The following is a 23948-nucleotide window of genomic DNA, read 5'->3' as shown; positions in this document are numbered from 1 at the left end:
ACGCCCGCCCGGCCGCCCGAAGGGCGTTGAGCGCCCCCTCGAGGGGCAGCGAACGAAGTGAGCGTGGGGGCGCATCGTCCGACGCCCGCCCGGCCGCCCGAAGGGCGTTGAGCACCCCCTCGGGGGGCAGCGAACGAAGTGAGCGTGGGGGCATAGGGTCCTCAGACGTCGACCTCGATGGCGTCGCCGTGCAGCTCCATCAGCTCGCGGCGGGCGGCCGCCTCGCCCTTGCCCATCAGCTTGTTGATGGCGCCCTCGGTGTCGGCGAAGTCCAGATCGCCGTACTGCACCTGCAGCAGGCGGCGGGTCTCGGGATTGAGCGTCGTGTCCCAGAGCTGCTCGGCGTTCATCTCGCCCAGGCCCTTGAAGCGGCTGATGCTCCAGCTGCCCTCGCGCGCGCCTTCCTTGCGCAGCTTGTCGAGGATCGCCGTCTGCTCGCCCTCGTCCAGCGCGTAGAGCTTGGCGGCCGGCTTCTTGCCTCGCGCCGGCGCGTCGACCCGGAACAGCGGCGGCCGCGCCACGTAGACGTGGCCGGTGGCGATCAGCTTGGGGAAGTGGCGGAAGAACAGCGTCAGCAGCAGCACCTGGATGTGGGCGCCGTCGACGTCCGCGTCCGAGAGGATGCAGATCTTCCCGTAGCGCAGGCCGGACAGGTCGGGCTCGTCGTTCTTGCCGTGCGGGTCCACGCCGATGGCCACCGAGATGTCGTGGATCTCGTTGTTGGCGAACAGCCGGTCGCGCTCGACCTCCCAGGCGTTGAGCACCTTGCCGCGCAGCGGCAGGATGGCCTGCGTCTCCTTGTCGCGGCCCAGCTTGGCGGAGCCGCCCGCCGAGTCGCCCTCGACCAGGAACAGCTCGTTGTGCAGCAGGTCGGTGCTCTCGCAGTCGGTCAGCTTGCCAGGCAGCACGGCCACGCCGGAGCTCTTGCGCTTCTCGACCTTCTGCGCCGCGCGCTGACGGGTCTGCGCCTGCTTGATGACCAGCTCGGCCAGCTTCTTGCCGTGCTCGACATGCTGGTTGAGCCACAGCTCCAGCGCCGGCTTGACGAAGGCCGACACCAGCCGCAGCGCGTCGCGCGAATTCAGCCGTTCCTTGGTCTGGCCCTGGAACTGCGGGTCCAGCACCTTGGCCGAGAGCACGAAGCTGGCGCGCGAGAACACGTCCTCCGCCATCAGCTTGACGCCCTTGGGCGCGAGCGCGTGCATCTCGATGAAGCCCTTGATCGCGCCGAACAGGCCGTCCTTCAGGCCCGATTCATGCGTGCCGCCGGCCACCGTCGGGATCAGGTTCACGTAACTCTCGCGCATGACCTGGCCCTCCTCGGTGAAGGCCACGCACCAGCTCGCGCCCTCGCCCTCGGCGAAGTTCTCGCTCTCGGAGGCGGTGGCGAACTGCTCGCCCTCGAACAGCGGGATCAGCGGATCCGCCGGCAGCGACTGCATCAGGTAGTCGCGCAGGCCGCCCTTGTAGGTCCAGGTCTGCGTCTCGCCGCTCTTCTCCTGCGTCAGCGTCACGGTGACACCGGGCATCAGCACGGCCTTGGAGCGCAGCAGATGGACCAGCTCGTTCTTGGGCAGGTCGGCGCTCTCGAAGTACTTGGCGTCCGGCCAGACGCGCACCGTCGTGCCCTGCTTGCGGTCGCCGGCCTTGAGGTCGGCCTTGCGCGTGGCCACCGGCTCGACGACGTCGCCACCGGAGAAGGCCAGCGTCGCGACCTGCCCTTCGCGGTAGACCGTCACCTGCAGCCGCTTGGCCAGCGCGTTCGTGACCGACACGCCCACGCCGTGCAGGCCGCCGGAGAAGCTGTAGGCGCCGCCCGAGCCCTTGTCGAACTTGCCGCCGGCGTGCAGCCGCGTGAAGACGATCTCGACGACCGGCACGCCTTCTTCCGGGTGCAGCCCGTAGGGGATGCCGCGGCCGTCGTCCTCGATCGTGATCGAGCCGTCGGTGTGCTGGATGACGGCGATGCGCTTGCCGTGACCGGCCAGGGCCTCGTCCGCCGCGTTGTCGATGACCTCCTGGATGATGTGCAGGGGGTTGTCGGTGCGGGTGTACATGCCCGGACGCTGCTTGACGGGCTCCAGTCCCTTGAGGACGCGGATCGAGCCTTCGCCGTAGCTGCCCGGTGGGTTGACTGCTTTGGTTGCCATGGGGCGGGATTCTATGCAGCGTCGGTGACGCTCCCTGACGCCGGATGGCAGGGGTCGCTCCCATGGGGGTTTCCCCTCGGAAGCGGGGCCTGCGCTGCAAGGCCGCGCGCATGCCGCACGGCGGGTGCGCGGCGGCACGTCCGGTTACCGATCGGACGCCGGCGAGCGGGAGGCGCTGTCGTAGCATCCGCCGCTTCCCGGCTTGTCGGGCCCCGCTACCGGGGGTCCGCCGCACTCCCCCACCGTCGCCCTCCCCGGTTTCATGCCCGCCCCGTCCCGCCCCCTCCACGCCGTCCGCCCCGTGCGGGCCTTGCTGGCGCCGCTCGCCGTGGCCCTGAGCGCGCTGCTCGTGGGAGGCCCGGCCCGGGCGGAGGACTTCAAGGCCAGTCCCGAGATGGCGATGGAGCTGCGCCACGCGCGCTGGTTCGACGGCGAGAAGCTGCAGAGCGGGACCCTCTATGTCGAGGACGGCCGCTTCGTCGAGAAGCGCCCGCGCAAGGTCAACCGGCTGCTGGAACTGCGCGGCCAGACGCTGGTCGCGCCGCTCGCCGACGCCCACAACCACAACCTGCAGGGCGCCTGGGGCCTGGACAAGTTCGGCCAGGATTACCTGCGCGACGGCGTGTTCTACGCCGCGATGCTGTGCGCCGATCCGGCCGCGATCGATCCGATCCGCGCCCGGATCTCGCAGCCGGAAACGCCGGACGTGCTCTTCGCCACCGCCTGCATCACCTCGTCGGACGGCCAGCCGCTGGCGATGCTGCAATCGGGCACGCCGCCGATGACGCTGGACCAGATCGTCGACAAGGCGGTGCTGGTGATGGACACGCCCGACGACGTGGCCAGGAAGTGGCCGCTGATCGCCGGCCGCCACAGCGACCTGGTGAAGGTCATCATGAGTTACCACGACCGCCCCGAGCTGCGCCAGCAGCCCGAGTTGCGCGGCCGGCTGGGCGTGACGCCCGAGGTCGTGGCCGAGGTCGTGCGCCGCGCCCATGCCGAGCAGCGCCGCGTGGTGGTCCACATCGAGAGCGTCGCCGACTTCGCCGCGGCGGTGCGCGCCGGCGCCGACTTCATCGCCGAGCTGCCGGGCTACTTCCCCCAGCACGGCGAGGCGCCGGAGACCCACCTGATCCCGCCCGAGGTCGCCGCGCTGGCCGCCGAGAAGCAGGTCGGCATCGTCACCGCCACCGTCGCGACGCGGCTGTTCCAGCCGGCGCCGGAGCTGCTGGCGCGGATCGAGGCGGTCCAGAAGCAGAACCTGGAACGCCTGAAGGCGGCCGGCGCGCGGCTGCTGGTCGGCTCGGACCTGTTCACCGGCAATGCGCTCAACGAGCTGCACCACCTGGACCAGCTGGGCGTGCTCGACAAGGCCGCGCTGCTGCGTCTGGCCACCGTCGACACGCCGCGGGCGCTGTTCCCGCAGCGCAAGCTCGGCTGCTTCCAGCCCGGCTGCGAGGCCAGCTTCCTGGTGCTGATCGGCAATCCGCTCGAGGACCTGGACGCGCTGGACAAGCCGCTGCTGCGCATCAAGCAGGGCCGCGTACTGACCCAGCTGGACGACGTGGCCGCCACCGCCGGCGAGGAGAACAACGCCCTCAACGCGGCCCCCGGCAAGAAGAAGGCGACCGGCAAGAAGGCCGGCACCCGCGGCACGAAGAAGTCGACCCCGGCCAAGGGCAAGGCCAAACCGGCCTCGGGCAAGTCGGGCTGAGCGCGACCGACCAGCCCGCCCCTTCATCGACCATGCGCGCCTGAGCGCCATCCACCCCGCCCGATCGGGCGAATCGCGCCGACCCGGCCGCCCCTCGCGGGGGATGTGCGTCATTCAGGTGTCAGCCAAGCCGACCCGAAGCCATTACATTGCCCGGATGAGCGCGATCCCGACCTCCCCCTCCTCGTCCCGCACCCTGTCGCTGCAGCAGGTGCTGATCTGCGGCGCCGCGATCGTCACGCTGTCGATGGGCATCCGCCACGGCTTCGGGCTGTGGCTGACGCCGGTGACGATGGACCGCGGCTGGACGCGCGAAGCCTTCTCGCTGGCGCTGGCCGTCCAGAACATCGCCTGGGGCGCCGCCGGACCGTTCGCCGGCATGCTGGCCGACCGCTTCGGCGCGCTGCGGGTGCTGGTCGCCGGCGCCTTCCTCTACGCGGCCGGCCTGGCGCTGATGGCCGTCTCCACGACCGCCGCCGGCTTCCTGGGCAGCGCCGGCGTGCTGATCGGGCTGGCGCAGTCGGGCACCACCTACGCGGTGGTCTACGGCGTCATCGGCCGCAACGTCGCGCCGGAGAAGCGCTCCTGGGCGATGGGCGTCGCGGCGGCGGCCGGTTCCTTCGGTCAGTTCCTGATGGTGCCGGTCGAGAACTGGCTGATCGGCTACAGCGGCTGGCAGAACGCGCTGTTCGTGCTGGCGATCGCCGCCTGCCTGATCGTGCCGCTGGCCTTCGGCCTGCGCGAGCCGGCCCGGGACGCCGCCCACGGCGCGCACCACCAGAGCATCGGCCAGGCGCTGCGCGAGGCCTTCGGCTATCGCAGCTTCCAGCTCCTGATGCTGGGTTACTTCGTCTGCGGCTTCCAGGTCGTGTTCATCGGCGTGCACATGCCCAGCTACCTGAAGGACCACGGCCTGACGCCGCAGGTCGCCACCAACGCGCTGGCGTTGATCGGGCTCTTCAATGTCTTCGGCACCTATGCGGCCGGCACGCTGGGCCAGAGACTGCCCAAGCGCTACCTGCTCTCGGCCATCTACCTGCTGCGCTCGATCGCGATCCTGATCTTCCTGAACGTGCCGCTGACGCCGGCCAGCGTCTATGTCTTCGCCGCCGTGATGGGCGTGCTGTGGCTGTCCACCGTGCCGCCGACCAACGCCATCGTGGCGCAGATCTTCGGCGTGCAGCACATGTCGATGCTGGGCGGCTTCGTGTTCTTCAGCCACCAGATCGGCTCCTTCCTGGGCGTCTGGCTGGGCGGCAAGCTCTACGACGCGACCGGCTCCTACGACGTCGTCTGGTACCTGGCGATCGCGCTGGGCGTGATGGCGATGCTGGCCAACCTGCCGGTGCGCGAGTCCGCGATCACGCGCCGCCCGGTCCCGGCCGCGGCCTGAGGCCGGCCTCCGGGAACCCCACCATGACACGGCGCGCGCTCCGTCGGATCCTCGCCGGGCTGGGCGCCGCGGCGGTGCTGGCGACGGTCTTCCTGGCCTACACGCAGCCCTCGCTGATGCAGCAGCTGGGCGATGCGATCTGGGCCTGCTTCTGAGCGCCGGCCGCGGACGAAGCCGATGCGCACCGGCAAGGGGCCACGACAGACCGCGGACCACCGCGGCGGCGTGGCGGGCACTCGGGTTCTGGATCTGACAAGGAGAACGGAGACAACATGGTCGTGATCATCACGGGCGCCTCGGACGGCATCGGCGCCGAACTGGCGCGCCAATGGGCGCGGCGCGACGGCGCCAAGCTCTCGCTGGTGCTGGCCGCGCGCAGCGTCGACAAGCTGGAACGGGTGGCGGCGGAATGCGAGGCGCTCGGCGCCCGCACGCTGGTGCAGCGCTGCGACGTGGAGTCCCAGGAGGACTGCCAGGAGCTGGTGCGCGCCACGCTCGGCGCCTTCGGCGCGATCGACGTGCTGGTGAACAACGCCGGCATGTCGGCGCACGCGCTGTTCGACCAGGTCAAGGACCTGGCCTGGTATCAGCGGCTGATGCAGATCAACCTGTGGGGCTCGGCCTGGTGCACCCAGGCGGCGCTGCCCGCGCTCAAGGCCAGCCAGGGCCGCATCGTCGCGGTCTCCAGCCTGGCCGGGCTGCTGGGCATCCCCGGTCGCACCGCCTACAGCGCCAGCAAGTTCGCGATGACCGGCTTCTTCGAGGCGCTGCGTACCGAGGTCGCGGCCAGCGGCGTCAGCGTGACCATCGCCTATCCCGGGGTCGTCAACACCCAGATCCGCTACCGCGGCTTCAACGCGCAGGGCCAGGCCTCCGGGCTGAGCAGCCTGGACGAACGCGGCGCGATGACCGTCCAGGAATGCGCGCGGCTGATCCTCGACGGCACCCTGGCCCGCGAGCGCGACATCGTCATGACGACCAAGGGCAAGCTGGGCCGCTGGCTCAAGCTGCTGGCGCCGGCGATGGTCGACCGCATGGCGCTGAAGGCGCTGAAGAAGGAACAGCGGCCCGCATGAGCACGACGACGTTCCTCGGCAGCCCGTCGCGCCCGGCCGTGGGCGGCGGCCACGGCACGGGACTGCCCAGCGACTGGGTGCTGCGCTGGTCACAGGCCTGGCGCGACCGCGACGGCCTCACCGCGCTGGACCTGGCCTGCGGCTCGGGCCGCCACCTGCGCCTGCTGGCGGGCGACGGCGTGGCGGTCACCGGCGTCGACCGCGACACGACGGCCCTCGCGGGGCTGGCCGGACTCTCCGGTCGCGTCGAGCTGATCCAGGCCGACATCGAGCAAGGCCCCTGGCCGCTCAAGGGGCGCGTGTTCGACCTCGTGCTGGTCACCAACTACCTGTGGCGGCCGCTGCTGCCGCGCATCGTCGAGGCCGTCGCGCCCGGCGGCTGGCTGATTTACGAAACCTTTACCGACGGACAGCAGACGATCGGCCGCCCCGCGCGGCTCGAGTTCCTGCTGCGTCCGGGGGAACTGCTGGACGCGGTCGACGGGCTGCGCGTGATCGCGTACGAGGATGGCTTCATCGAGTCGGAGCCGCCCGGCCCTGCGGCCGGCGGCGTCAACGGTCGTTACGTGCAGCGCGTTGCTGCCGTTCGCGACAACCGGCCCGTCGCCAGCGCGCCCACGGCGGACGCCACGGGGGCCGCGCCTGGGGTCTACCCGCGATACCGGTTGCGCTGAGCGCGGAGCCCCGGAAGCGCCCCGGCGCTTCAGTAGAATCCGCCGATCACGAGGAATCCTCAATGAACGCAATTGTTGGCAGCATCGTCGCGTTGGTCACGCCGATGCATGAAGACGGCCGCATCGACTTCGACGGGCTGCGCAGCCTGATCGACTGGCACATCGACCAGGGCACGGACGTCATCGGCGTCGTCGGCACCACCGGCGAGTCGCCCACCGTCACGATGGAAGAGAACCGCGAGGTCATCCGCGTCGCGGTCGAGCATGTGAAGGGCCGCAAGCCGGTCCTGGCCGGCACCGGCGCCAACGCCACCGCCGAAGCCATCGAGCTGAGCCGCTTCGCCAAGCAGGTCGGGGCCGACGCCACGCTGTCGGTGGTCCCCTACTACAACAAGCCCTCCCAGGAGGGCATCTACCAGCACTTCAAGGCGATCGCGGAAGCGGTCGACATTCCGATGATGCTGTACAACGTGCCCGGCCGGACCGTGGCGGACATGGCGCCGGAAACGGCCATCCGCTGCGCGGCCCTGCCCGGCGTCTTCGGCATCAAGGAGGCCACCGGCAACATCGAGCGTGCCGCCTGGCTGATCAAGCATGCGCCTCCCGGCTTCAGCATCTATTCCGGCGACGACGGCACCGCCATCGCGCTGATGCTGATGGGCGGCCGCGGCTCGGTCAGCGTCACGGCCAACATCGCCCCCAAGGCGATGCACGAGCTGTGCATGGCCGCGATCGAGGGCCGCCTGCGCGAGGCCACCGCGCTGCATTTCCAGCTGCTGCCGCTGCACAAGCAGCTGTTCTGCGAGCCCAGCCCGGCCCCGGCCAAGTGGGCCTTGAACAAGCTGGGCCGCAGCAGCAACCATCTGCGCCTGCCGCTGACGCCGCTGACGCCGGCGGGCCAGCAACTGGTCGAAGCTGCCCTGCGCGAGGCCGGCCTGCTCTAATCACCGCCGGCCGGCGCCGCCGGCGGCTCCTTTTCCTTCAGCGGCCGCGGGCCGCAGCGACCTACCTCGGAGATCTCCAGCGTGACTCGTTCCCTTCCTGAATCCGGCGCTCCCACCCCGGTGCGCGTGGCCTGCCTGATGGCGCTGGCCTCGCTGACGGCGTGCAGCACGTTCGAGAGCATCACCACCAGCGACAAGGTCGACTACCGCACCCAGGCCAAGCAGACCACCGGCCTGGACGTGCCGCCGGACCTGACCCAGCTTCCGAAGGAAAACCGCCCGACCGGTCCGATCAGCGCCGCGCAGATGGCCGCCCAGCCGAACGCGCAGCGTCAGGCGATTGGCGCCACCGCCGGAGCCCCCGTGGCGCTGGACAAGGCGGGCAACGTCGAGTTCCATCGCCTGGGCAACGCGCGCTGGCTGCACAGCGCGCTGCCGCCGGAGCAACTCTGGCCACAGGTCAAGAGCTTCTGGCAGGAGCGCGGCTTCACCATCGAATCCGAGGACCAGAACGTCGGCGTCATGGAGACCAACTGGGCCGAGAACAAGGCCAAGCTGCCCCAGGACTTCATCCGCAAGGCGCTGGGCTCGCTGCTGGATTCGCTGTACTCGACCGGTGAGCGCGACAAGTACCGCACTCGCCTGGAACGCAACGAGCAGGGCGGCACCGACATCTACGTGACGCACCGCGGGCTGGTCGAGATCTACACGAACTCGCAGCGCGACGAGACCGGCTGGCAGCCCCGCCCGTCGGATCCGGAACTCGAGGCCGAAATGACCTCGCGCCTGATGCTCAAGCTCGGCGGCAAGGAAGAAGACGCCAAGACCATGGTCGCGAATGCGCAGCAGCCGGCGCCGAGCTTCGCCGAAGCGCCGCGTGGCGCCGCACCGCGCTCGCTGGCCGACGTGCCCGACCAGCTGCAGATCAACGAAGACTTCGACCGCGCCTGGCGCCGCGTCGGCCAGTCGCTGGACCGCCACGGCTTCACGATCGAGGACCGCGACCGCAAGCAAGGCCTGTTCTTCCTGCGTTATGCCGACCCGAACCAGGCCGGCAAGGAAGAGCCCAATTTCTTCCAGCGCCTGTTCGGCGCGAAGAGCGCCTCCAGCGCCGTTCGCTATCGCGTGTCGGTCAAATCGGATGGCGGCAAGTCCACCGTCCAGATCCAGGACGACAAGGGCCAGCAGCAGACCGACGAATTGGCCAAGCGCATCCTCCAGTTGCTGATGGAAGACGTCCGCTGATCTGGCCGACGGGCAACCGCACGCCCTCAGTTTGCGCAAAACAAAATCGCCACCCTCGGGTGGCGTTTTTCATGGGCGCGAATATCCAGTCAAATACCAGCGCGCGGGCGGGCGATGTTCGCGCCGATACCCTGCGCCATGGAGGCGCCAAAGAAAAAGCCGCATGGGCGAACCCATGCGGCTTTCTCAGGACGAGAGATCGTCTTAGTTGCTGGCGGCCGAAGCGGGAGCAGCAGCGTCCGAGGCAGCAGCCGAAGCTTCAACGGCCGGGGCCGAGGCTTCAACGGCGGGAGCCGAAGCTTCCGGAGCGGGCGTCGCCACCGGAGCGGCAGCTTCTTCCTTCTTGCCGCAAGCGGTCAGGGCAACAGCGGCCAGCAGGGAGGCCATCAGAATCGACTTTTTCATACTTGTCCTCAAGTAACTTTTAGACGAACAATCAATTACCGGTAATTAATGAAGTCGTACATGATGACCAGTACGAACTTCAGCAGACCAAGACGCGAGAAACCTCGAGCGCTTCCCTCGCCTAGCCGGCAATTATAGCCACCAGTTTGTAATCGTCTTACAACCCTAGGGTGCTGCTGGCGAACGAATCGGCAGACCGTTGCTCAATTGCGTCAAACCATTCGCGCGCCATGGCTTCTTCGCGGGCATCACGCAGCGCCAGCGACGCCCGCGCCGGCGTCCACAACTTCAAGGTCAGCAATCCGGGTGCCAGCACCACGCCTTGCGGCGCCGGGGTGCTGCGGTCGCCCAAGTCCGCCGGATCGAAGGCCCGCGCCTGCACCACATGGTCGTGCAACTGGCGCCACTGGACGAAACGCGGATGGACGCGGCGCAGCGCTTCGTAGTCGAGGGCCGCGAGCAGGCGCAGCCGGCGGTGCGGCAGCGCCCAGCGATGCAGGGCATCCAGGAGCTCCGGATCGGACAAGGGCCAGGCGGCGAAGTCGGTGTCGAGCCAGCAGAGTTCCCGCCCGCCCTGCGACGCGGCGAGCAGCAGCGCTTGCCGCAGCAATTGCCGGACTTCCTCGACGGTTTCCACGAGGCCCGGTCGGAGGTTTTCCAGGATCAGGGGTTCCTGCGACATGTCGAGCTCCTCAGGAAATCAGGGTAGGCGACCATGGGGCGGCGACGATCATGCCCGTTCAACCGGGCAGGATCCAACCGTCCTCGGTCCACTGATCGAGCAGGTCGCGCGCGCCTTCGCTGAGGCGGGCCACCTCGGCCACGGACAGCGTCCGCCGATCCGCCAGACGGCGCATGAGGGTCGCGTCGCGCCCGCCGGCGCGGAAGGACTGGCCATTGATGAACACGTGCGCCGCGTCGTACATCATGCGCGTGCGCGGGCTCAACCTGGCGCCCTGCCCTGGCGGCAACGCGTCTCCCGGCTCGAAGAACACCCGCGGCTTCGGCTCCGTCAGCGCCTCGCCCAGCGCCCGCTCCAGCGCAAGCGGCTGGGCCACCGCCTTGAGCACCGCTTCGCGCGCGAAGGCGGTCAGCGCCTCGGGGATTCTTCCCGGTTCGGCGGTGGCCGCCTGGCGGGGATCGACATACATCCGGTCACCGCGCGGCGCCTCCTCGTCGTCGGTCAGGCGCACCAGCAGTTCATTCGCCAGTTCGCCTCGCCAAGGCGAGCGGAAACCGACCGACGCCGTCATGCAGTCGCCGCCGACGGCGACGCCATCGTGCGCCCAGCCCGGCGGGAGGTAGAGCATGTCACCGGGCTCGAGCACGAAGTCCTGCTCCGGCTCGAAGTCGGCGAGCACCTTCAGCGGCACATCCTCGCGCAGCGCGCCGGAGGTCGACACGCCCAGGCGGCCGATGCGCCAATGACGACGACCGCTGACCTGGATCAGGAAGACGTCATAGGAATCGAAATGCGGCCCCACCCCGCCGCCCTCGCTGGCGTAGGAGAGCATCAGGTCATCGAGGCGGGCCTCGGGCACGAAACGGAACCGGCCGAGCAAGTCGTGCGCGGCGTCGACATGCAGGTCCAGGCCTTGCACCAGCAGCGTCCACTGCGGCTTGCTCCAGGCCGGCAGCTTCGGAATCGGTCCCTGGCGCAAGGTCCAGCGATCCCCGGGCTGCTGCGCGACCAGACGGGATTCCACCTCGTCGCTGGCGGCCAGCGCGGCCAGGCCGGCACGGTCGATGGGCGGCTGCACGCCTGGCAGGGCCTGACGCACCAGCAGCGGCTGCTTCTGCCAATGGCGCTTCATGAACTGCGCCGGGCTGAGGCCGCCGAGCAGCGGCAGTCGGGCGTCGATGTCGAGCCCCGACGAGGCGGCGGCCGGCGCCGGCGGGCGCTTCGAGGAGGACGTGGGCTTGGAAGTCATGGGCAGGGATTGTCTGAGAGAATCGCGCGATGCAAATCACTGCCCCCTGCGTCGTCTCCTTGACCTGGAGACTGGAGGACGCCCAAGGCCAATCCGTCGAGGTCCTGGACCCGGCGATGGAGTTCTTCTACGGCGGCGAGGACCTGTTCGCGAAGGTCGAGGAAGCGTTGGTCGACAAGACCACCGGCGACGAAGTCAGCGTCGCGCTCGAGCCCGAAGATGCCTTCGGCGATTACGACAGCGATCTCGTCTGCTTCGAGCCGCGCGAGGTCTTCCCCGAGAACGTCGACGTCGGCATGCAGTTCGAGGGCCTGCCCGAAGGCTCCTCGACGCCCGACATGCCCGCGGACCGCATCTACACCGTCACCGAGGTCTATCCGGAGCACGTGGTGCTCGACGGCAACCATCCGCTGGCCGGCGTCGGCTTGCGCATCCATGTGACCGTCTGCGACGTGCGCGAGGCGACTGAGGAGGAGATCGAAGCCGGCACGCTCGGCGACTCGGGCTTCTCGGTCGTCAGCGGACCGGACCCGGACGAGCCGCTCCACTGAGCCTTGCAAGCCGCCCTGCAAGCCCCGCACCGCGGGGCTTTTTACTTCTGCGCGTCAAAAGGGGCCGCAGCGCTCGAGCAGGGTCGGTCGAGTCGGCGGGGGGATCGACTCGCGTGAGCAGAGGCGGCGATAGAGATCGAACACCTTGGCTTCGAGTTCGGCCGGGCTGCTGCAGGCGCGAGCGCCGATCAGCCGGGCGCGATAGTTGTGGATCTGCTCACGCACGGCCTGCGACCAGCTCCGGGTGTGCGGCGACAGATCGAAGGTGCTGGTGCGCAGCACATGCAGCCAGCCGATCAGGACCTGCTCGGGCAGGTCGGCCAAGGCCTCCGTCAACGAGGCGGGCGGCCGCAGCCGGTTCAGGTAGAGCCGGTGAAGCATCAGCAGCCGGACGACCAGCGCCGGATCGGCCGCCGCGGCCATGGCCAGCGCGTCGTGCGGCGCGCCCAGGCGGGCCAGGCGGAACAAGCGCGCCAGGACATCGAGATCGCAGCTGGGCAGCGCCCGCGGAAACTCCTCCTGAGGCGGCCCCAGCAGGTCCCCCTGGAAGTAGCGCACACCCCGGGCCTTGAGCCGCAGGTAGTCGGCCGGTTCGGTCAGCCGATCGGCGATCAGCGCCACCCCGGCCTGGCGCGCCAGGTCCTGGATCGGCGCCCACGCATCGAGCGGCGCCAAGGACACGTCCAGCTTCAGGAACGCGACCATCGGCAGCCAGGCCAGGCGCGGGTCGTCCGGCGAAGCGATCCCCGCCAGCGCGAACTGGTAGCCGCGGGCATGCAGTTGCGCGATGCGGCGCGTGGTCGACGCCTGCACCGGCACATCGGTCGGCAGCTGGATCGCGCCGAGCGCCCCGCAGAGCACGTCGGCGACCGGACTGAGCAGGGCCGCGGCATCCATGTCCACGAACAGGCAGCCGGGCCGCCGCTGCTGGATCAAGCCGCCGTCGAGCAGCGCCCGGCTGAGCAGCAGGCTGGTGGCGCCGGGGCTCGGCGGTCGCGGGGGCCGGCGCTGCCCCTCCTTCCAGCGGAAGGCGAGTTCCAGGCCCATCGGTTCGACCGAGCCATCGATCACCGCCTGGCGGGCGAAGTGGACCTGCGGCGGCTGCGGCGCCATCAGGCGTTGGACCAGCGTGACGCCACTGCGGGAAGGACGGGAGGAAGGCATGGCCGGGGCTTCGTCGACTGGCCCGCGATTCGGGCCGGGACGCCAGTATTTCCAGGATCGGCCTGGCGTTCGATGGCTCAGCCCGGTGGGAATGCAGCCGCGCCCAACTGAGAGCTGTCGCGGACCGACTCGTTTCCCGGCCGAGCGTCGCCGGGCACGCGCAGCGGCAGCCGCAGCAGCGTGCGGGCGCCGCGTGGCGTGCGCTCGAAGTCGAAGCTGGCACCGATGCGCCGGGCGCGACGCTGCAGCCCGGCCAGACCCGTGCCGCCGCGCAGGGCGGAGGCGCGACGACCGGTCGCGTCGGCCGCCTCGCCCCGCCGGTCGCCGGACTGGCCGTTGTCTTCAATCACCACCTCCAGCGATTCCGCCTCGACGATCGCCATGCGGATCGACAGGCGGCTCGCGCCGGCGTACTTGATGGTGTTGGCCACCGACTCCTCGACGATGCGCATGAGCTGCTTCGACAAGTCGGCCAGCAGCACGAGCTCCAGCCCCTCGGGCACCTCGTATTCGACCTGGAAGTCGGCGCGCGTGAGCGCCTCGTCGAGGCCGCTGCAGTAGGTGAACAGGATGTCCTGGAAGGCTCGCTGCTCCCGGACCTGCGTCACCGAGATGATCTCCCGCAGGTCCGTCAAGGCCTCCAGCAGCCGCCCTTCGAGCCGTTCGTGGTCGATGGCGCGGTCACGCACGCTGAACAGCGTCGTCACCAGCTTGGAGCCGATGCCGTCGTGCAGGTCGCGATAGATGCGGTCGCGCTCGAGCTGCATGGCGGCTTCGTTCTCCATCTCGCGCTGGCGGTTGTGGCTGATCAGCAGTTCGCGTTCGCGTTGCTGCAGGGTCTCGGTCAGGATGCGGTTGTGGTCGCGGATGCGCTTCACGTTGGCCTGGAACTTCGTCAGCAGGATCTGGGCGACGACGAACAGCAGCAGCGGCACGCTCAGGTGGCTGAGGAAGATCGGCGCCACCAGCAGGTGCGTCATCGACCAGCCGGCTTCCGGCATCGGGATCGAGATCAGGTGCTGCACCGCGTTGTGATCGCGCAGCGCGAACACCTGCGCGAGCACCGATTGGAAGAGCAGCGACATCGCCGTGCGCGAGCGGGTACGGGCGATGTGCAGCGCCAGTCGCGAACAGGCGTACAGGTGAAAGCAAAGCATGGTGGGCAGCCACCAGAGGTCCAGCCATTCCCGGCCGCGCAGCCCGAGCAGCGGATAGGCGAGCGCCGCGAACGCCGCCGTGCCGAAGAGCGCCGCGCGGCCGCGCCAGCCCAGGGGCTCGCCGACGAAGGCGAAAAGAAAGAGCGTCAGCACCGCGATCACGCCGCCCATGCAGGCGTACTGCGCCCAGGTCCACAGCGGCAGCCACGCCGCCGGGACATAGGGCAGCAGCACGAGCGTGAACAGCACCGACCACAGCACCGTGGTGGCGCCCGCGTGCAGGAACACGGCGCCGTCCTTCCTGCTCGCCAGCCAGGCCCCCAGCATGAACATGCCCGCCAGCAGGCAGAAGACGTTGGACGCATTGGCCAGCGACGAGCCGATGAACAGGGTCAGCTCATGGATGGTGGAGGTGGCGTCCAGGTCCCCGATGTAGATCGGCGCGAGCTGGATCTGCGGATCCCAGGTCGTCAGCTCGACCGTCAACTGGTTGCCCTCGGGCTGCAGCAGTCGGCGCGCCAGCGGCACCTGGAGCGGCCGGTACCACTTGTAGCGTCCGCTCGCGTTCGACTTCGGCAGGCCCGCGACCCAGACCCCGTTCAGGTAGACGTCCATCCCGTCGAGGGCCTGGCTGATCACGAGGCTGGTGCCGGGGATGCGTCTGCCGCCGATCACGCCGCCGTCGGCGTCGATCTCGCAGCAGGCGGTCGGCCGCTCGAGGTAGCGGTCCAGGTCGATGCGGAATCTCACCCGCTTGAATCCCCCCGCCTGGCTCACGTCCTCGAGATGGGGCAAGGCCACCCGTGGCGCCTGGACCAGCACCCGCCCGGCCAGGCGCGGCGCCTCCGGGCCCGCATCGCGCGAATCGGGCGCCGCGGCGACGACCTCGAGGGCGCGGATCGCGTCGACGTGGTAGACGCGCGTAGCGACAGTGCTGGTGGCGATCACCAGCAGCGCAATGATGAAGAAGCTCAGCCAGAAGAAGACCGTCTTCAGCGAGCCGCGGCGGGGGCTATTCATCGATCAGTCCATGCAGCCGCGCCGCGTTGGCCGCCATCGCGCGGGACTTCACGCCCAGCTTGCGATAGACGCTGCGCAGGTGCTGGTTGACGGTGTGATGGGAGATGCTCAGCCGGCGACCGATCTCCACGATGGGCAGCCCCTCGATGAGCAGGCGCAGGACCTCCCATTCGCGCTCGCCCATGCCGAGATCGCGCAGCACCTTCTCGCGATCGACCTGGGGCCGCACGTTGTTCTCCAGCATGGAGATCCGCTCGACCACCAGTTGGGCCACCGCCGGGCTGAGCGGCGCCTGCCCGTTGTGCGCGCTGACCAGCTTCTCCACCAGCGACGGCTGGATCTCGTCCTTGAGCAGGTAGCCCCGGGCGCCCGCGCGCAGACTGCGCATCACGTGCTTGCTGTCGCCGAAGGTGCTCAGCACCATGCTGCGGGATTCCGGACACCTTTCCCGCACCAGCTGGATCAGCTCCACCCCGTCGGCGTCCGGCAGTCCCAGGTCGATCAGATAAAGATCGGCCCGGTTGGCCAGAATCGCGGCCATCGCTTCGCCGCGATTCCTGGCGACACCGACCACTTCGCAGAAACTGCTATTTGAAATCACGTCCACCAGCCTTTTCATGACAGCCGGATCGTCCTCGATGATCACGACGGCGATACTCATTCCTCGACTCCTTCTCTCGTTATCCCAATGCCATGGGCGGGCACAGTTTCGCGAGCGGCAGGAAACGAGCAATCACCGAAGCAAGTAAACAAAAACTGCTGGGTGACTGGAGTCAGTGGTGATCGACGATTGGCGGTGGATGGCGCTCCCAATCCGGCTCGGGAGGAGCGCAAGCGCGGCGCCGTCGGGCTCGCAGCCAGGCGTCGGCCGAGGCGGCGAGGCAGGCGATCAGCAGCATCAGTCCGCCGCTGATCAACAGATAACCGATGACAGTAAGTTCAAATGAGGGATTCCCGGGTATCGACCGCGTGGATTTCTCGGCCAGCAGGCACCCGGCGCCGGCGAAGGCCAGACCGATGGAGATCGCGTACATATTCTTCATGACAGCAGTCCGTCTGCAGGTTTCGGCCGGCAGTGTGTCCGAGTACGCCTCACTTGCTAATAACTCACAAATGTGAGTGATCAGCCTAAATTTGCTATTCGACGAGGATGGTCGTGAGAAAGATCATGATTGGCGAATATTTCCAACGCCGGCATTCAGCCGCCGAGTATCAAAAGACCCTGTCAAGGCTTTGAATACCGTCCATTGACGGATTCGGTGAATTCCGAAATATCCAATGACAACGGGCGCCCGAAGGCGCCCGTCAACTGAGGAATGGACCGGTCCAGGCTCAGCGCAGGAATCGGCCTCGCGGATCGATGATGGCGATGTCGGCGTAGTTGGTGCCGGTGTGATCGGTGGCGCTGAAGTTGAGTTCCATGCCGCCCAGGTCGTAGCGCGACATGTTGTTCAGCGCGCGCAGCAGGCTGGCGCGGCTCGCGTCCTTGCCGGCGCGCTTGAGCCCCTCGACCAGCACCTTGGCGCTCGCGAAGCCCTCCATCATGGCCGGCGTGACCAGGCCGCCGCTTTCGGCCGGCTTGGCCTTCACCAGGTCGGTCAGCTCCCTGACCATCGCCAGGTTGGTGCTGCGCTCGCTCGGGAACACCTGCGACACGATGACGCCGGCGGCGTTCTGGCCCAGCAGCTGGACGAAGCCGTTGGACGCGTTGTTGGACAAGGTGGCGCCGAGGATGCGCGAGCCGGCGGCGCGCAGCGCGTTGATCGTGTCGGCGGTGATCTGCTGCGAGGCCACCAGCAGCACGACCTGCGGATCGGCGGCGATCAGCTGCTTCACCACGCCGGCGATGTCCGGCTTCTCGCGCTCGTAGGTGAAGTGGGCGACCGGCTTCATCTTCCGATCGTTGAAGCCGGTCATCGCGCCGGCAACGCCATCGGCGCCGAAGGTGTCGTTGACCTGCACCAGCGCGATCCGGGTGTTGCCCATCTCGAGCAGCAGCTGGACGGCGCGTTCAGCCTCGCGCTGGTAGGTCGAGCGCACGTTGAAGACGTAAGGATGCACCGGCTTGTGCAGCAGCATCGCGCCGGTCGACGGCGCCACCAGCGGCACCTGCGCCTTGTCCAGCAGCGGCATCACCGCCTGGGTGTGCGGCGTGCCACGGGTGAGGAAGAGCGCGACCGCGCCCTTGTCGATCAGCGTCTGCGCGTTGGCCGCGGCGCGCTTGGGATCGAAGCCGTCGTCCAGCGACTGCAGGTCGATCTTCTGGCCGTTGACACCGCCGGCGGCGTTGACGTGGTCGATGTAGAGCTTGGCGCCCAGCGTCAGTTCCTTGACGCTGGCGGCGACTTGGCCGGTGAAGCCGGCCGTCTGGCCGATCAGGATGTCCGCGCGGGCGGCGGTGCCCAGTCCAAGGGCCAGCACCGCGGTGGCGGCGGTGGCGATGGTCGCGACCAACCGGCTCAGGGGCCGGCTCCGGGAAGGCTTGCTCATGGTGATCTGTCCCACCGGCGCGCGGTGACGGCCGGCTGTGTCTCCTGCACACCGGCGGTCAGGTCGACGGCCGGCCCCTCGGCGCCGCCACCCCCGTGTTCAGGGGGGATCAGCGCCCGGCGCGCATCTTAGCCACGATGTCCGCCACGCGCCCCTGCAAGGCCTGGGTGTCGAAAGTCAGAACGTTGCGATTCGACAGCACCTGCCGGCCGCCCACCCACACGTCCGTGACATGTTCACGCCCGGCGACATAAACCAGCTGCGCATCCGCGTGATAAACCGGCTGGCATTCGATCGAGTCCAGCGCCACGGCGACGACGTCGGCCAGCTTGCCGGCCTCCAGCGTGCCCAGGTCGCTGGCCCGGCCCATCGCCTTGGCGGCGCGCACGGTGGCCATCTCCAGCGCGGTCCGCGCCGACACCGTCAGCGGATCGCCGGTCACGCCCTTGGCCAGCAACGCGGCGGCGCGGATCTCGCTGAACATGTCCTGGCGGTTGTTGGAGGCGGCGCCGTCGGTGCCCAGGATGGTGTTCACGCCGGCCGCTTCCAGCGCCTTCACCGGCGCCACGCCCGACGCCAGCTTCAGGTTGGAGCTCGGGTTGTGAACCAGGTGCACGCCCTGCTTCGCGACCAGGTCGATCTCGTCGTCGCTCAGGTGGACCATGTGCACGGCGATCATCTTCGCGTTCAGCAGGCCCAGCTTGTTCAGGCGCGCCAGCGGACGCTCGCCGTACTGCTTGAGGCTGCCGTCGATCTCGTCCTGCGTCTCGTGGATGTGGCAGTGCATCTGCAGGTCGTACTTCTCGGCCAGCTGGCGCAGCTGGATGAAGGTCTCGTCCGAGACCGTGTACGGCGCATGCGGCGCGCTGGTCCAGTCCAGCAGCTTCTCGCCCTTGAACTGCTCGTAGGCGGCCAGGCCCTTCTCGATGTAGTCCTGCGCGTTGGCGGCGTAGCCGGTCGGGAAGTCGATCACGTTGATCGACACGCCGGCGCGGATGCCGCTGTCCACCGCCGCGCGGGCCATCGCGGTGGGGAAGAAGTACATGTCGTTGAGGTAGGTCACGCCGCCGCGCAACGCCTCGGCCGCGGACAGCAGCGAGCCCTGGTAGGTCCAGTCCTCGCTCACCCACTGGCGCTCCAGCGGCCAGATGTGGTTGTTGAGCCAGTCCATCAGCGCCAGGTCGTCGGCCACGCCGCGCAGCAGCGACATCGCCGAGTGCGTGTGGGCATTGATCAGGCCGGGGATCAGCACGTGGTGCGGCAGCTCGACGCGCTCGGCATCGGCGTAGCGCTGGAGCGCCTCGTCGCGCGGCAGGACGGCGGCGATGCGCTCGCCCTCGATCGCCAGCGCATGCTGTTCCAGCACCGGGCTGTCGGGGGTCATGGTGATCAGCCAGCGGGGCAACAGCAGCTTCACGGCTTGGGTCGTCATCAGGTTCTCCTTGGGGCGCGGGTCGGCGCGCCGTGCATTGTCTTGAAACTCGAAGGCGTGGCGAAGGCCGCCGCCGGCGTCAGAAGATCTCGTCGAACAGCGCCAGCACGCGCGCCGCGTCGACCGCGACGCAGACCTGCTGCGACGGGTGGCCGCTCCACGGCGTGCCGCTGCCGTGCTCGTTGCGCCAGTCCTGGATGGTCTGGCCGGTGGCGATGCCCTCCAGCACGACCCGCACCGGTCCGGCGCGCAGGGTGAAGGCCTCCGGGACCAGCAGCAGGGCCGCGGCGCTCGCGTCATGGGCATAGATGCCGCCGATGCCGTCACGCGCGTCGTAGAACTGCTGGTAGTGCCGCGTGGCCTGCCAGAGCAGGTCGCCGGCGCCCTCGCCGCGGCCGCGCAGCCTGGCCAGGTCGGCCTCGCGCATGATCGCCTCCTGCGTCACGTCCAGGCCGACGATGGTGACCGGCCAGGGCGCGGTGAAGACCTGGTCGGCGGCCTCGGGGTCGGCCATGATGTTGGCCTCGGCCACCGGCGTGACGTTGCCGCCATGCCCCTTCAGGCCGAAGGCGCCGCCCATCACGATCACGCGCCGGACCTTGCCGGCGATCGAGGGATCGTGGGCCAGCGCCAGCGCCAGGTTGGTGAACGGGCCGACGGCCACCAGCGTGATCTCGCCGGGGCGCGCGTTGACGAGGTCGCAGATCAGGCGATGCGCCGGACGCGGATCCAGCGGGCGCGTCGGCGCGGGCAGGCCGGCGGCCATGCCGCCCAGGCCGTCGTCGCCGTGCACGTGCGCGGCGTCCTTGCGGCGGCGCTTGTCCAGCAGCGGGCCGGCGGCGCCGGCGGCGACCGGGATGTCCTGGCGGTAGAGCGCGGTCAGGCCGCGCGCGTTGCGGGTGGTGGTCTCGACCGGCGCGTTGCCGAAGGCCGTCGTGACGGCCAGCAGCTCGAAGCGCGGATGACGCGCCAGCAAGGCGAGCGCGAGCGCGTCGTCGATGCCGGGGTCGGTGTCGAAGATGACGGGAATGCGGGCGGAAGCCGGGTTCGTGCTGTCCATGGGAATACTGCGCTCCAGGGTCAGGGGTTGCCGTCGGCGGAGTGTGCCGCCTTCGCGACGAGCGCGGCGAGCTCGGGCAATTCCGGCAGTTCCGAGCGGTGGGGCATGGCCTGCTGGACGCCGGCGCGGCTCACCGCGAGCGCGGCGGCCGATTGGCCCAGCGCCACCGCGCGCGCCGCGACCAGCCCTTCGGCCAGCCCGACCGCGAGGCCGCCGACCAGCGTGTCGCCCGCGCCGACCGTGTCCACCGCGTCGACGCGCGCGGCGACCAGATGCAGCCCCTCGGGATGCGCGTCGCACAGCAGCCAGGCACCGGCGGCGCCCAGCGTCACCAGCACGTGACGCGGCCCCAGCGTGCGCAGATGCGCCGCGGTCGCGCGCGCGATCGTCAATTCGTCGGCATCGCCGGGCAGCGTCACCGCGCGCGCCAGCTGCAGCGCTTCGGTCTCGTTGACGACCAGCCAGTCGCTCAGCGCCAGCAAGGCGGCCGGCAGCTCCTGCGCCGGCGCGGCGTTCAGCACCGTGGTCACGCCGGACTGTCGGGCGATCTCGAAGGCGCGCTGGATGGCCGGCACCGGCACCTCCAGTTGGGCGACGACGACCCGGGCCTGGCGCAGCAGCGCCCCGCCCTGCTCGACGTCCGCCGGCGCCAGGTCCGCATTGCTGCCGGGCACGACGACGATGGCGTTCTCGCCGCCCTCGCTGGCGACCATGATCACGGCCACGCCGGGCCAGGCGGCCTCGTCGCGGCGCACGGCCTGGGTGTGGACGCGTTCCGCCTCCAGCGCGCCCAGCAGGTCCTGGCCATGCTGGCGCATGCCGACGCGGCCGATCAGCGCCACCTCAGCCCCCAGGCGCGACGCAGCCACCGCCTGGTTGCCACCCTTGCCGCCGGGGGTGCCCGCGAAGGCCTGGCCAATCAGGGTCTCGCCCGGCGCGGGCAGCCGCGCGGCGTGGGCCACGAGGTCCATGTTGACGCTGCCGACCACCACGACGGTGGCCGCAGCCTGGGCTGAAGTCATGAAAGCTCCGGAGACGACGGCGCCGCGGTGCTCTCGCGCAGCACGACCTGCGGCACGAGTTGCAGGTCCTTGAACGGCGCCTGGGGATTCTCGATGCGCTCGGTCAGCGCGCGGCCGGCCTCCCGGCCGAGCTCGCGGATCGAGCAGCCCACGCTGGTCAGCGCGGGATAGACGTAGCTGCCGAGCTCGATCGCGTCGAAGCCCACGACCGACAGCTGGCGCGGCACGACCCGGCCCATCTCGGCGGCGGCGCGCAAGGCGCCCATGCCCATCAGGTCGTTGCAGGTGAAGACGGCGGTGAGCTCGGGCTGTCGCGTCAGCAGCGCCTTGACGGCCTCGTAGCCGCCGGCGGTGCTGAAGTCGCTTTCGGCCAGCCATTCGGGGCGGGCCACCAGGCCGCGCTGCTCCATGGCACTGCGCCAGCCGGCGACGCGCTCGGTGGTGACCTCGAACTCGCCCGGGCCGCTGACGCAGCCGATGCGGCGATGGCCCAGTTCCAGCAGGTGGCGCACCACCTCGAAGGCGCCCAGCTGGTTGTTGACGCTGACGCGGTCGGCGCGCGCGCCCGGCACCAGGCGGTCCACCGTCACCACCGGCACGCTGGCATGGCGGAAGGTGCTGGCCAGCGCCTCGGTGTCGCCGGCCGAGCTCAGCAGCAGGCCGTCGATGCGCTTCTCGAGCAGCGTGCGCAGGTAGGACTGCTGGTGCTTGGGATCGTTGTCGGAATTGCAGAGAAAGACCGAATAGCCCGCCTGGCGGCACCACTCCTCGGCGCCGACGACCAGTTCCGCGAAGAAGGGATTGCGCACGTTGGGCACCAGCACGCCGACGATCTTGGTCTCGCTGCGCCGCAGCGAGCGGGCCACCGCGCTGGGCAGATAACCGATCTCGTCGACCGCCGCCAGGACGCGCGCCCGCGCCTCGGCGCTGACCGGCCGCGTGTTGTTCAGCACATGCGAGACCGTGGTGAAGGACACCCCCGCCAAAGCGGCCACATCCTTGATGGTGCTCATCGGTAGATTCGGTCCCCTGCTCGTGCCAAACTGGCGTGTTCCGTCAATTGCAAACGTTTGCAGAGCATACCGCAAGCTTGACGGAAGCCGTGCTCGGGCGAACCCCGCGCATCAAATATTCAAAAGAAAAGCCCCTGGCCTCGGGCGCAGGGGCTTCGCAGCGACGAGCCGCCGGGGCGACTCGCGGTCCCGATCAGCGCTGGGCGATCGGCTTGACGTCGCGCTTGGTGGCGCCGACGAACAGCTGGCGCGGACGGCCGATCTTGTACTCGGGGTCGCCGATCATCTCGTTGAGCTGCGCGATCCAGCCAACGGTGCGGGCCAGCGCGAAGATCGCGGTGAACAGCGGCACCGGGATGCCGATGGCGCGCTGCACGATGCCCGAGTAGAAGTCCACGTTCGGGTACAGCTTGCGGGCGACGAAGTATTCGTCTTCCAACGCGATCTTCTCCAGCTCCATCGCCAGCTTGAACAGCGGGTCGTCGTGCAGGCCCAGTTCGTTCAGCACTTCGTGGCAGGTCTCGCGCATCAGCTTGGCGCGCGGGTCGTAGTTCTTGTAGACCCGGTGACCGAAGCCCATCAGCTTGACGTTGCTGGACTTGTCCTTGACCTGCTTGATGAAGTCGCCGATCTTGGCCACGCCACCCATCTGCTGGATGTCGTTCAGCATGTTCAGGCAGGCCTCGTTGGCGCCACCGTGCGCCGGGCCCCACAGGCAGGCCACGCCGGCCGCGATCGCCGCGAACGGGTTGGTGCCCGACGAGCCGCACAGGCGCACGGTCGAGGTCGACGCGTTCTGCTCGTGGTCCGCGTGCAGCGTGAAGATGCGGTCCATCGCGCGCACCAGCACGTCGTTGGGCTTGTACTCCTCGCAGGGCGTGGCGAACATCATGCGCATGAAGTTGCCGGCGTACGAGAGGTCGTTCTTCGGATAGATGTAGGGCTGGCCGATCGTGTACTTGTAGGCCATCGCCACCAGCGTCGGCATCTTCGCGATCAGGCGGATCGCGGCGATCTCGCGGTGCTCGGGGTTATTGATGTCGGTGCTGTCGTGATAGAAGGCCGACAGCGCGCCCACCAGGCCCGTCATCACCGCCATCGGGTGCGCGTCGCGGCGGAAGCCGCGCAGGAAGAACTGCATCTGCTCGTTGACCATCGTGTGGTTGGTCACGCGGCTGACGAACTCTTCCTTCTGCGACGGGGTCGGCAGTTCCCCGTAGAGCAGCAGGTAGCAGGTCTCGAGGTAGTCGCAGTTCACCGCCAACTGCTCGATCGGGTAGCCGCGGTACAGCAGCTCGCCCTTGTCGCCATCGATGTAGGTGATGGTCGAGTTGCACGACGCCGTCGACAGGAAGCCCGGGTCGTAGGTGAACTTGCCGGTCTGCGCGTAAAGCTTGCGGATGTCGATCACATCCGGACCGATGGTGCCCTTGTACAGGGGCAGATCCATTTGCGGGCTGCCGTCGGAGAACGACAGGGTGGCTTTGACGTCAGACGGGGTCATGGG

General features: G+C 69.1%; 22 protein-coding genes. 8 read left to right on the top strand and 14 right to left on the bottom strand.

Annotated elements, in window-relative coordinates:
* Positions 1-161: 161 nt before the first annotated feature.
* The gene (gene parE / locus FHT38_RS07730) at positions 162-2150 is read right to left on the bottom strand and encodes a DNA topoisomerase IV subunit B (RefSeq protein ID WP_183491079.1); all 1989 of its coding nucleotides are present in this window, start codon (positions 2148-2150) and stop codon (positions 162-164) included.
* Between the two features lie 301 nt (positions 2151-2451).
* Here parE and FHT38_RS07725 point away from each other — a divergent pair, with 301 nt between their 5' ends.
* The 7 genes from FHT38_RS07725 (at position 2452) to bamC (ending at position 9196) form a co-directional block, all read left to right on the top strand.
* Entirely contained in the window at positions 2452-3864 is a 1413-nt protein-coding gene (locus FHT38_RS07725) for an amidohydrolase family protein (RefSeq protein WP_183491077.1), read from the top strand.
* A gap of 157 nt (positions 3865-4021) precedes the next feature.
* Positions 4022-5257, top strand: a complete 1236-nt coding sequence (locus FHT38_RS07720) for an MFS transporter (RefSeq protein ID WP_183491075.1) — start codon at positions 4022-4024, stop codon at positions 5255-5257.
* Between the two features lie 23 nt (positions 5258-5280).
* Positions 5281-5412, top strand: a complete 132-nt coding sequence (locus FHT38_RS25270) for a hypothetical protein (RefSeq protein ID WP_255488626.1) — start codon at positions 5281-5283, stop codon at positions 5410-5412.
* A 117-nt stretch (positions 5413-5529) separates the two neighbouring features.
* Entirely contained in the window at positions 5530-6333 is an 804-nt protein-coding gene (locus FHT38_RS07715; RefSeq protein ID WP_183491073.1) for an SDR family oxidoreductase, read from the top strand.
* The gene (locus FHT38_RS07710) at positions 6330-7007 is read left to right on the top strand and encodes a bifunctional 2-polyprenyl-6-hydroxyphenol methylase/3-demethylubiquinol 3-O-methyltransferase UbiG (RefSeq protein ID WP_183491072.1); all 678 of its coding nucleotides are present in this window, start codon (positions 6330-6332) and stop codon (positions 7005-7007) included. Before FHT38_RS07715 ends, FHT38_RS07710 begins: the two co-directional genes overlap by 4 nt.
* Positions 7008-7069: 62 nt before the next feature.
* Entirely contained in the window at positions 7070-7951 is an 882-nt protein-coding gene (dapA, locus tag FHT38_RS07705) for a 4-hydroxy-tetrahydrodipicolinate synthase (RefSeq protein ID WP_183491070.1), read from the top strand.
* 81 nt (positions 7952-8032) lie between these two features.
* A complete protein-coding gene (gene bamC / locus FHT38_RS07700) occupies positions 8033-9196 on the top strand; it encodes an outer membrane protein assembly factor BamC (protein ID WP_255511970.1) in 1164 nt (387 codons plus the stop codon).
* A 204-nt stretch (positions 9197-9400) separates the two neighbouring features.
* Here bamC and FHT38_RS07695 read toward each other — a convergent pair whose 3' ends face one another.
* From FHT38_RS07695 to FHT38_RS07685, 3 genes are all read right to left on the bottom strand, one after another.
* Complete coding sequence (locus tag FHT38_RS07695) at positions 9401-9601, bottom strand: hypothetical protein (RefSeq protein WP_091724179.1); 201 nt, start codon at positions 9599-9601, stop codon at positions 9401-9403.
* 157 nt (positions 9602-9758) lie between these two features.
* Positions 9759-10283 carry a hypothetical protein gene (locus FHT38_RS07690; protein WP_183491068.1) on the bottom strand — a complete coding sequence of 175 codons (525 nt, stop codon included), beginning with the start codon at positions 10281-10283 and terminating at the stop codon, positions 9759-9761.
* Between the two features lie 58 nt (positions 10284-10341).
* Positions 10342-11415: a JmjC domain-containing protein gene (locus FHT38_RS07685; protein ID WP_255488762.1), complete on the bottom strand. Its 1074-nt coding sequence runs from the start codon at positions 11413-11415 to the stop codon at positions 10342-10344.
* A 146-nt stretch (positions 11416-11561) separates the two neighbouring features.
* Between FHT38_RS07685 and FHT38_RS07680 the strand changes: the two genes are divergently transcribed.
* Positions 11562-12083: a peptidylprolyl isomerase gene (locus FHT38_RS07680; protein WP_091724170.1), complete on the top strand. Its 522-nt coding sequence runs from the start codon at positions 11562-11564 to the stop codon at positions 12081-12083.
* A 54-nt stretch (positions 12084-12137) separates the two neighbouring features.
* On the opposite strand, the gene FHT38_RS07675 is transcribed toward FHT38_RS07680, so the two are convergent.
* The 10 genes from FHT38_RS07675 to gltA form a co-directional block, all read right to left on the bottom strand.
* Positions 12138-13247 (bottom strand): EAL domain-containing protein, encoded by a 1110-nt coding sequence (locus FHT38_RS07675; protein ID WP_183491066.1) that lies wholly within the window; start codon positions 13245-13247, stop codon positions 12138-12140.
* Between the two features lie 77 nt (positions 13248-13324).
* Positions 13325-15424, bottom strand: coding sequence for an ATP-binding protein (locus FHT38_RS07670; RefSeq protein ID WP_183491064.1), 2100 nt, complete (start codon positions 15422-15424; stop codon positions 13325-13327).
* Complete coding sequence (locus FHT38_RS07665; protein ID WP_091724163.1) at positions 15417-16085, bottom strand: response regulator transcription factor; 669 nt, start codon at positions 16083-16085, stop codon at positions 15417-15419. Before FHT38_RS07665 ends, FHT38_RS07670 begins: the two co-directional genes overlap by 8 nt.
* A gap of 112 nt (positions 16086-16197) precedes the next feature.
* On the bottom strand, positions 16198-16467 hold the full coding sequence (locus tag FHT38_RS07660; RefSeq protein WP_147241977.1) for a hypothetical protein: 270 nt from the start codon (positions 16465-16467) through the stop codon (positions 16198-16200).
* A gap of 289 nt (positions 16468-16756) precedes the next feature.
* Positions 16757-17914, bottom strand: coding sequence for an ABC transporter substrate-binding protein (locus FHT38_RS07655; protein WP_183491062.1), 1158 nt, complete (start codon positions 17912-17914; stop codon positions 16757-16759).
* Positions 17915-18023: 109 nt separating this feature from the next.
* Positions 18024-19346 (bottom strand): TRZ/ATZ family hydrolase, encoded by a 1323-nt coding sequence (locus tag FHT38_RS07650; RefSeq protein ID WP_091724162.1) that lies wholly within the window; start codon positions 19344-19346, stop codon positions 18024-18026.
* A 79-nt stretch (positions 19347-19425) separates the two neighbouring features.
* A complete protein-coding gene (locus FHT38_RS07645) occupies positions 19426-20406 on the bottom strand; it encodes a nucleoside hydrolase (protein WP_183491060.1) in 981 nt (326 codons plus the stop codon).
* A 20-nt stretch (positions 20407-20426) separates the two neighbouring features.
* A complete protein-coding gene (locus FHT38_RS07640; protein ID WP_183491058.1) occupies positions 20427-21428 on the bottom strand; it encodes a ribokinase in 1002 nt (333 codons plus the stop codon).
* A complete protein-coding gene (locus tag FHT38_RS07635) occupies positions 21425-22441 on the bottom strand; it encodes a LacI family DNA-binding transcriptional regulator (protein ID WP_183491056.1) in 1017 nt (338 codons plus the stop codon). The genes FHT38_RS07640 and FHT38_RS07635 overlap by 4 nt, the downstream gene beginning before the upstream one ends.
* A 193-nt stretch (positions 22442-22634) precedes the next feature.
* Positions 22635-23945, bottom strand: a complete 1311-nt coding sequence (gene gltA, locus FHT38_RS07630) for a citrate synthase (protein WP_091724158.1) — start codon at positions 23943-23945, stop codon at positions 22635-22637.
* Positions 23946-23948: the final 3 nt, after the last annotated feature.

This window comes from Mitsuaria sp. BK041 (assembly GCF_014193085.1).
GTDB lineage: Bacteria > Pseudomonadota > Gammaproteobacteria > Burkholderiales > Burkholderiaceae_C > Roseateles.
Note: the sequence above shows the minus strand (reverse complement) of the source record. Positions and strands in the feature narration are given on the sequence as shown.